Annotated in this window: 5 protein-coding genes; all 5 read left to right on the forward strand. The window is 61.9% G+C overall.

The window, feature by feature from the left end:
- Positions 1-12: 12 nt before the first annotated feature.
- The 5 genes from parE (at position 13) to HU755_RS25330 (ending at position 6601) form a co-directional block, all read left to right on the forward strand.
- Complete coding sequence (gene parE / locus HU755_RS25310; protein WP_186619561.1) at positions 13-1920, forward strand: DNA topoisomerase IV subunit B; 1908 nt, start codon at positions 13-15, stop codon at positions 1918-1920.
- Positions 1920-2909 carry an esterase-like activity of phytase family protein gene (locus HU755_RS25315; protein WP_186637747.1) on the forward strand — a complete coding sequence of 330 codons (990 nt, stop codon included), beginning with the start codon at positions 1920-1922 and terminating at the stop codon, positions 2907-2909. The genes parE and HU755_RS25315 overlap by 1 nt, the downstream gene beginning before the upstream one ends.
- Entirely contained in the window at positions 2906-3430 is a 525-nt protein-coding gene (locus tag HU755_RS25320) for a TIGR02281 family clan AA aspartic protease (protein ID WP_186549371.1), read from the forward strand. Before HU755_RS25315 ends, HU755_RS25320 begins: the two co-directional genes overlap by 4 nt.
- A gap of 7 nt (positions 3431-3437) precedes the next feature.
- Complete coding sequence (parC, locus tag HU755_RS25325; RefSeq protein ID WP_186637750.1) at positions 3438-5702, forward strand: DNA topoisomerase IV subunit A; 2265 nt, start codon at positions 3438-3440, stop codon at positions 5700-5702.
- A 185-nt stretch (positions 5703-5887) separates the two neighbouring features.
- The gene (locus tag HU755_RS25330; RefSeq protein WP_186637753.1) at positions 5888-6601 is read left to right on the forward strand and encodes a membrane integrity-associated transporter subunit PqiC; all 714 of its coding nucleotides are present in this window, start codon (positions 5888-5890) and stop codon (positions 6599-6601) included.
- Positions 6602-6993 lie beyond the last annotated feature (392 nt).

The raw sequence follows: 6993 nt of genomic DNA on the forward strand, positions 1-6993 counted from the left end.
CGACGAGACCTTATGGCCACTCCCAGCGCTAGTTCTTATAACGCCGACGCCATCGAAGTCCTCTCGGGCCTCGACCCGGTGCGCAAACGCCCCGGCATGTACACCGACACCAGTCGGCCGAACCACCTCGCCCAGGAAGTCATCGACAACAGTGTCGACGAAGCCCTGGCCGGTCACGCGAAATCGGTGCAGGTCATCCTGCACGCCGACCACTCGCTGGAAGTCAGCGACGACGGCCGTGGCATGCCAGTCGACATTCACCCGGAAGAGGGCGTGTCCGGCGTCGAGCTGATCCTCACCAAGCTGCACGCGGGCGGCAAGTTTTCCAACAAGAACTACCAGTTCTCCGGCGGTCTGCACGGGGTGGGTATTTCCGTGGTCAACGCCCTGTCGACGGAAGTCCGGGTGCGGGTGAAGCGCGACGGCAACGAATACCAGATGACCTTCAATGACGGCTTCAAGGCCTCGGAGCTGGAAATCGTCGGCAGCGTCGGCAAGCGCAACACCGGTACCAGCGTGTACTTTGCGCCGGACCCTAAATACTTCGACTCACCGAAATTCTCCATCAGCCGCCTCAAGCACGTGCTCAAGGCCAAAGCTGTGTTGTGCCCGGGGCTGCTGGTCAGCTTTGAAGACAAAGGCACCGGCGAGAAGGTCGAGTGGCACTACGAAGACGGCCTGCGTTCGTATCTGGTCGATGCGGTCAGTGAATTCGAGCGCCTGCCGGACGAGCCGTTCTGCGGCGCCTTCGCCGGTAATAAAGAAGCGGTCGACTGGGCGCTGCTGTGGTTGCCGGAAGGCGGCGACGCGGTGCAGGAAAGCTACGTCAACCTGATCCCGACGGCGCAGGGCGGTACCCACGTCAACGGCTTGCGTCAGGGCCTGCTCGACGCCATGCGCGAGTTCTGCGAATTCCGCAGCCTGCTGCCGCGTGGGGTGAAGCTGGCGCCGGAAGACGTCTGGGAACGCATCGCTTTCGTCCTGTCGATGAAAATGCAGGAACCGCAATTCTCCGGGCAGACCAAAGAGCGCCTGTCATCCCGTGAAGCGGCGGCGTTCGTCTCCGGTGTGGTCAAGGATGCGTTCAGCCTGTGGCTCAACGCCAACCCGGAAACCGGCCTGGCCCTGGCCGAACTGGCGATCAACAACGCTGGCCGGCGCCTCAAGGCGAGCAAGAAAGTCGAGCGCAAACGCGTCACCCAAGGCCCGGCGCTACCCGGCAAGCTGGCGGACTGCGCCGGCCAGGACCCGATGCGTTCCGAGCTGTTCCTGGTCGAAGGTGACTCCGCCGGTGGTTCGGCCAAGCAAGCGAGGGACAAGGAATTCCAGGCGATCCTGCCGTTGCGCGGCAAGATCCTCAATACGTGGGAAGTCGACGGCAGCGAAGTGCTCGCCAGCCAGGAAGTGCACAACATCGCCGTGGCCATCGGCGTCGATCCGGGTGCTGCGGACATGAGCCAGCTGCGCTACGGCAAGATCTGCATTCTCGCCGACGCCGACTCCGACGGTCTGCACATCGCCACGCTGCTTTGCGCCTTGTTCGTCCAGCACTTCCGCCCGCTCGTGGATGCCGGTCACGTTTACGTGGCGATGCCGCCGCTGTACCGCATCGACCTGGGCAAAGAAATCTATTACGCCCTCGACGAAGCCGAGCGTGACGGCATTCTTGACCGTCTGGTGGCCGAAAAGAAACGCGGCAAGCCACAGGTCACCCGATTCAAGGGTCTGGGTGAAATGAACCCGCCGCAGCTGCGCGAAACCACCATGGACCCGAACACTCGGCGTCTGGTGCAGTTGACCCTGGGCGAAGACTTTGCCGAAACCTCGGAAATGATGGACATGCTGCTGGCGAAGAAACGCGCCGGCGACCGCAAATCCTGGCTCGAATCCAAAGGGAACCTCGCCGAGGTGCTGGCCTGATGCAATTTGGCTGGGCCTTGGTGGCTGCGTTGTTGCTGAGTGCGATGAGCGTGTCGGCCGAACCGCTGCAGGAGTTGCGCTTGCTCTCCGGGCACCCGGTCGACGGCATGCGCGGCGGCAACCTGTCGGGCCTGGCGCTGTGCGGCAACGAATTGTGGACAGTCTCCGATCGCGATGACGAGCAGATCTACCGGCTCGATACCCGCGATCAGGTCTGGCAGGCCGAAACGGTGCGCATCGACGCGCCGCCAGTGCCGGACAGCGGTTTGCCCTGGGGCTTGAATTCGCGCACGTGGGCGGCGTCGTTCGTTCGCGGTGGCGATCTGGATTTCGAAGGCATCAGCTGCGACAGCGCGGGCAATCGCTACATCGTCAGTGAAGCCCATGCGGCGGTGTTGCAGGTGCCGGTCAGCGGCCCGGCAAAGTGGTTGAAGATTTCGCCGATGCTGGTTCGCGAGGCGCGGGCGAGCGGCATGCTGCTGCATTTTAATGCGATCTTCGAGGGCTTGGCGGTGAACCCGGCGGGCGATCAGATGTGGCTGGCTGCCGAACGGCAAAACCGTGGATTGCTGCTGATCAAGCGTCAGCAGACGGTGTGGGATTGCGACGGTCGCTGTGTGCTGCTCAGTGAGGGCGGCAAGGAGAAGCAGCCGCCGCAGTTCCCCAAGGCCAGAGCGGTCAACCGAGACTTTTCTGATATTTCGTTGTTTAACGGCAAATTGTTTACCCTTGAACGCAACGCTTTTCAGATTTGTCGACGCGATGCACAGACAGCCAAGGTCGAGCAATGCTGGTCGTATGCCGCCGAACTGTTACAGGCCAACCGCCGTTACGCGCAAAACTACGGGCTGGAAGAAGCGCTGGTCATTGATGCCGAAGGGGCATGGATTGGTGTCGACAATAATTTCGGGCCGCGTGCCGACGGTGAGGTCCGTCCGGTGGTCTGGCGCTTTGCCGCGCCGGACGGTGGCTGGAGCGTCAAGCCATGAGCCAGCAGCCGCCGGGCAAGCGCGCCGGTCGGGTGCTGATGATCCTGGCCTGGTGCGCGGCGTTGTTTCTGGCGACCCGGTTTTTCGGTCAGTGGGAGCAGCGTCAGCAGAATCCCAATATCGTTGTCACGTCGGAGCAGGGCGAAGGTTTTATCGAGGTGAAACTGGCAAGCAATGCCCAAGGGCATTTTGTCGCCAGCGGCCAGATCAACGGCGAGCCGGTGGAGTTCATGCTCGACACCGGCGCCACCGATGTGTCGATCCCGGCAGACCTGGCCAAACGTTTGAAGCTTGAAGAAGGTTTCGGTGTAACCCTGAGCACGGCCAACGGCCTGAGCCAGGGCTACCGAACGAAAATTGCCCGCCTGCAACTGGGCGACATTGTGCTGCGGGATGTCCGCGCACTAGTGGCGCCGGGGCTGCATGGCGATCAGGTGCTGCTCGGCATGAGCGCCCTGAACAGACTTGAATTTACTCAGCGCGGTGGCACCATGCTGCTGCGCCAGACAACGAACCGATGAGGCCTGCATGAGCAATCCCCTTGATCTCAGCCTGGACGGCGTAGAACGCCGCTCGCTGGCTGACTTCACCGAAAGTGCCTACCTCAACTACTCCATGTACGTGATCATGGACCGCGCGCTGCCACATATCGGCGACGGCCTGAAACCGGTACAGCGGCGTATCGTCTACGCCATGAGCGAGCTGGGGCTGGATGCCGATTCCAAACACAAGAAATCGGCGCGTACCGTCGGTGACGTGCTCGGCAAGTTCCACCCCCACGGCGACTCGGCGTGCTACGAGGCGATGGTACTGATGGCGCAGCCGTTCAGCTATCGCTACACGCTGGTCGATGGCCAGGGCAACTGGGGGGCGCCGGACGATCCGAAGTCCTTCGCCGCCATGCGTTACACCGAAGCGCGGCTGTCGCGTTATTCCGAAGTGCTGCTCAGCGAACTCGGTCAGGGCACGGCTGACTGGGGCCCGAACTTCGACGGCACCCTGCAGGAGCCGTTGGTGTTACCGGCGCGTTTGCCGAACATTCTGCTCAACGGCACGACCGGCATCGCCGTGGGCATGGCCACCGACGTGCCGCCGCACAACCTGCGTGAAGTCGCCACTGCCTGCGTGCGTCTGCTCGATGAGCCGAAAGCCACGGTCGAGCAGCTCTGCGAGCATATTCAAGGCCCGGATTATCCGACCGAAGCGGAAATCATCACGCCGCGCGCCGACCTGCTGAAAATGTACGAAACCGGCAAGGGCTCGGTGCGCATGCGCGCCGTGTACCACGTCGAGGACGGCGACATCATTGTCACCGCGCTGCCGCATCAGGTCTCCGGGGCCAAGGTGCTGGAGCAGATTGCCGCGCTGATGCAGGCCAAACCGTCGAAGGCGCCGCAGATCGCTGACCTGCGCGACGAATCCGACCACGAAAACCCGTGCCGCATCGTGATCATTCCGGTCAACAGCCGCGTCGACCACGAAGCGCTGATGCAGCATCTGTTTGCCAGTACCGAGCTGGAGTCGACCTACCGGGTCAACATCAACATCATCGGTCTGGACGGCAAGCCGCAGCTGAAAAACCTGCGCGCGCTGCTGGTCGAATGGCTGGAATTCCGCGTGCTGACCGTGCGGCGCCGCCTGCAATTCCGCCTCGACAAGGTCGAGCGCCGCCTGCACCTGTTGGACGGTTTGCTGATCGCCTACCTCAATCTGGATGAAGTGATTCACATCATCCGTACCGAGGAACACCCGAAAGCCAAGCTGATCGAGCGTTTCGCCCTGAGCGAGATTCAGGCCGACTACATCCTCGACACCCGTCTGCGCCAGTTGGCGCGACTGGAAGAGATGAAGCTGCGCGACGAGCAGGACGAACTGCTCAAGGAACAAGCCAAGCTGCAAGCCCTGCTGGGCAGCGAGTCCAAGCTGAAGAAGCTGGTGCGCACCGAACTGCTCAAAGACGCCGAAACCTATGGCGATGACCGCCGTTCGCCAATCGTCGAGCGCGCCGAAGCCAAGGCATTGACCGAACACGATCTGCTGCCGAACGAGAAAGTTACCGTCGTGCTGTCGGAAAAAGGCTGGGTACGTTCGGCCAAGGGCCATGACATCGACGCCACCGGCCTCTCGTACAAGGCGGGCGATGGCTTCAAGACCTCGGCAGCGGGGCGCTCCAACCAGTTTGCCGTATTCATCGACTCCACCGGTCGCAGTTATTCTGTCGCCGCGCACACGTTGCCGTCGGCCCGTGGCCAGGGCGAACCGTTGACCGGTCGTCTGACGCCGCCACCGGGCGCGAGCTTCGAATGCGTGCTGATGCCGGAAGATGATTCGCTGTACGTGATCGCTTCCGATGCCGGTTACGGCTTCGTGGTCAAAGGTGAAGACCTGCAAGCCAAGAACAAGGCCGGCAAGGCCCTGTTGAGCTTGCCGAACAACGCCAAGGTCATCGCGCCGCGCCCGGTCGCCGACCGCGAACACAACTGGCTGGCCTCGGTCACGACCGAAGGTCGCCTGCTGATCTTCAAAATCAGCGATCTGCCACAATTAGGTAAGGGCAAAGGCAACAAGATCATCGGTATTTCCGGTGAGCGAGTGGCCAGCCGCGAAGAATATGTCACGGACATCGCAGTCCTGCCGGAAGGCGCTACCCTGGTGTTGCAGGCTGGCAAACGGACCCTGTCGCTGAAGGCCGACGACCTCGAACACTACAAAGGTGAGCGTGGGCGACGTGGCAACAAGCTGCCGAGGGGCTTCCAGCGGGTGGATGCGCTGCTCGTCGAAAACCTCAATTAGGCGAGAACGCCCTTCCAGAGGCGTCGATCTACGATTTAACGCGTAGATCGACGCTTTGGCGCTGGAGTCGGAACGCATATTCACGGATGATATGGCCTTTCAAGCGCCGGCGTGGCCGAGCGTTCTTCATATTTATTGAGTATTTTCACTGTGGTCAGCCTTGTGGCGGCCACCTGGACGGGATGATGACTGCTCTGCGCCTTCCACTTATTTTGTTGCTCGCCGGCGTTCTGGGCCTGGCGGGTTGCAGCGTTCACCAGCCGGTGTCGCTGTATCAGCTGGACAGCGGAAGTCCGGTTCAGCCTGCGCAAAGCGCGGGCATGGCGGTTTTGCTGGGGCCGGTAGTCGTTGCCGATTACCTGCAACGCGAGACGCTGCTGCAACGCCAACCGGACGGCAGCCTGCAAGCGGCGACCGACGGTCGCTGGGCGGGCAGCCTTTCGTCGGATATCGATCAATTGCTGATGCGGCAGGTCGCCGGTCATCTGGATAGCCAGCGTGTGGTGCTGGCACCTGCCACGACTGGTTTCACCCCGGATGTGCAAGTGTTGCTGACCATCACGCGTCTGGATTCCGGGCAGAAACAACCGGCGATTCTCGATGCGCAGTGGCGTCTGATCGACCGCCGTGGTCAGGTGCGTGATAACCGCATCATTCATTTGCAGGAGCTGCACGCCGGCAGCACCGCTTCGCAGGTGCAGGCCCAAGGGATTTTGCTGCAGCGGCTGGCCGAGCAACTGTCGGTAGCGCTCAAGCCCTTGGCCAACCAGCCACCCGTGGCCGAGGCACCGCGCAAAGCGCCACCAAAACCCGCAGCGCCGGCGACCGACGCCGAGAAGCAGCCAAAGATTCCGATGGCTTCGCCGATTCGTACCGATATGGAAGTGTTTCGCTTCTGAGGCTGGAACGCGTCAGAACAGAGCCCGCCTTGTGCGGGCTTTGTTGTGTCTGGGGCTGTAGATCTTTGTAGTCAACGCCGGCCCCTTCGCGAGCAAGCCCGCTCCCACAATGGATTTGCGCTGGGCCGCAGATATCTGAGTGAATGCAAAACCCTGTAGGAGTGAGCCTGCTCGCGAAGACGGAGTGTCAGGCGAAACTGATGCTGGATGTGCCGGCCCTTTCGCGAGCAGGCTCGCTCCCACAGTGGATTTGCGCTGGGCCGCAGATATCTGAGTGAACACAAAACCCTGTAGGAGTAAGCCTGCTCGCGAAGACGGAGTGTCAGGCGACACTGATGTTGGATGTGTCGGCCCTTTCGCGAGCAAGCCCGCTCCCACAGTGGATCTGCGCT

This window comes from Pseudomonas sp. SWRI111 (genome assembly GCF_014268555.1).
In the GTDB taxonomy this organism is placed as follows: domain Bacteria; phylum Pseudomonadota; class Gammaproteobacteria; order Pseudomonadales; family Pseudomonadaceae; genus Aquipseudomonas; species Aquipseudomonas hamedanensis.